At 38.2% G+C, this 2,530-nt stretch carries 2 protein-coding genes; one reads left to right on the top strand and one right to left on the bottom strand.

Going from position 1 to position 2,530, the window contains the following annotated elements:
- Positions 1 to 71 precede the first annotated feature (71 nt).
- On the bottom strand, positions 72 to 1,481 hold the full coding sequence (locus K6G87_RS14300) for a glycoside hydrolase family 53 protein (protein WP_296838696.1): 1,410 nt from the start codon (positions 1,479 to 1,481) through the stop codon (positions 72 to 74).
- Positions 1,482 to 1,651: 170 nt separating this feature from the next.
- Between K6G87_RS14300 and K6G87_RS14295 the strand changes: the two genes are divergently transcribed.
- Positions 1,652 to 2,506 carry a helix-turn-helix transcriptional regulator gene (locus tag K6G87_RS14295; RefSeq protein ID WP_248403543.1) on the top strand — a complete coding sequence of 285 codons (855 nt, stop codon included), beginning with the start codon at positions 1,652 to 1,654 and terminating at the stop codon, positions 2,504 to 2,506.
- Positions 2,507 to 2,530 lie beyond the last annotated feature (24 nt).

Raw genomic sequence — 2,530 nt, 5'->3', positions numbered from 1 at the left:
TAATAAAAATAGAAATACGGAGTTCAAAAATGAACCCTGTATTTCTATTTTTGTACCCATATTTCTATATTCTATTTTTCGCCATATCTCATATAATTAAATACATTTATAGATTCCAGCGGATGCCCTTCGAAGTCAAAGAATGCCTGGTTATCCCATGAACATCCACCATAATAAACACCTGCATCTTCCGGATCATAGTCTGATGCGAAACTGCTGGCCCATCCGCTTCCATATTTTTCCCAAATAGATGAGTTATCAGCACTGGCAGGTCCAACAGGTATCCATGCTCCTTCCCAGTAGAAAACTCCTATTCCTCCAACATCACTTACATGCTGGCATATATCATGAATTATAGATGCCTGTCCCTGTGGCGTTGCAGGATATCCATTTACAAGATCACTTTCTGTCAGACTGTTACCTGAACCATCGCCATCTTCTGTTGTATAACAATAGGATGTTTCTGCAAGAAATACCTTTTTTTCATAACGCTCCTGAATAAGTTCAAGAACACGGCTCATATTATCCATTCCTCCATCCCAGAAAGGATAATAGCTCATTCCTATCATATCGAAATCAAGTTGTGCATCAACAAGACTTTCAACAAGATCAAGGACATCACCTTTACTTGTAATTCTTGTATAGTGAACCACTATATCAATATCCCTGCCATACTCTTCAGATACTTCACGGATGGCCTTACTTCCGGATTTTAAGAGCTCTATTACATTATCCTGATTATATTCTCCAGCCATTCCATAATTGATCTCATTTCCAATCTGTATCATACCTACATCAACTCCCGCATCAAGGAGCTGAGTCAGGTTATCCTTGGTGTAATCATAAAGGGCCGACGCCTTTTCATCTACGCTCATTCCTTCCCATGCTTTTGGAGCATGCTGCCTTTTGGGATCAGCCCAAAAATCAGAATAGTGAAAATCGATCATAACTCTCATTCCATATTCAGTGGCTCTTGATCCAAGTTCTATTGCAGTAGGAAGATCATTATTGCCACCTCCGTATCCATTTCCATTCTCATCATAAGGATCATTCCATACACGAAGTCGGATATAGTTTATTCCTGAATCTGCAAAGGTCTTTAGGGGATCCTGCTCATTTCCATTAAAATCGTAATATTTTACACCGCTATTTTCTTCCACCAGAAGTGAAGAAGCGTCCATTCCGAAGATAAAATCATCAGAAAGTCCCTCTATTGCCGCCTTCCATGTTTCATCTTCAGTATCGCTACTTCCTGACACTTCAGTATTTACTTCTGTCACATCAGTATTTTGGCTTTCTGTCACTTCTGCCTCCTCATTTTTACCTGCAATGTCAGCAACATTATTTCCATTACTATACTGCGTAGACGCCTGACCTGAATCTGTCTTAGCATCTGCCACAGTACCGCTTTTGCCGCATCCGCTTATAGCGCTTATTCCCAGGATAGCTGCTATAAAAAGTGAACCTACTCTTCTTTTCATGTTTAACCTCCCTTAAACCCAATTAAATTCAGCAAAAACATATGGATTTTAATAAGACCTGAATCTATATGTTTCTTGATCTTTTACGTCATTTTATCAATTGCATCTCACAAAAAACATAAACAAAGTTGTATAATATATGCACATTCTTACCGTTCGAGGTATTTAAAATGTATATAAACTATGGAAATTATCAGGAAGATATACAGGAAGGATATATAAACAAAAGCGTTCCGTTGTGGATCAACAGCTGCGGTACATATAAGCTCATTACCAAAAAGGAAATGCCTACATTCAGACCAAAAGGGCGACTTGACTACCAGCTCATATATATCCATTCCGGCTGCGGGCATTTTATTTTCGATGAAAGTTCACCTATTGTCGTGCCTGCAGGTAACATTGTGATATATCGTCCCAATGAAACTCAGAACTACATATATTATGGCGATGATGAGCCACTTATTTACTGGATTCATTTCTCCGGAGCTGATCTTGAATATCTACTAAAAAAATATGGACTTAATCCTGACGATAGAACTTTATCCGTCGGTGTAAGTAGCGATTATATACGCCTCTTTAACAAGATCATATTGGAACTCCAGCTTAAAAGGCCTCACTATGACACGGATTCAGCACTTCTTTTTATGCAGATCATTATTTTAATGGGAAGAATACATGAAAAAAGGGAACTGAGCATACCTGCTACAGTTCGCCTTGAGATAGAACATGCTATGGATTATTTTCACGAACACTATCATGATCAGATTTGTATAGAACAGTATTTAAAAGACAATAATCTTAGCAAGAATTCTTTCTTCCATAAGTTTAAAGTCTTCACTGGTGTTACACCGCTTCAATATGTTCTTGATATTAGACTTTCTACCGCCAAGAGATTATTGGTAGAAACAGATTACACCATTAACGACATAGCAATGAGCGTTGGCTACGATAACGCCCTATACTTTAGCAGATTATTCCATAAACACATTGGAAAGTCTCCTCGTGAATTTAGAGCTGGCAGATAAAATCTTAGCAATAGCAAATACAGG

The organism is Butyrivibrio sp. (assembly GCF_024699075.1).
Note: the sequence above shows the minus strand (reverse complement) of the source record. Positions and strands in the feature narration are given on the sequence as shown.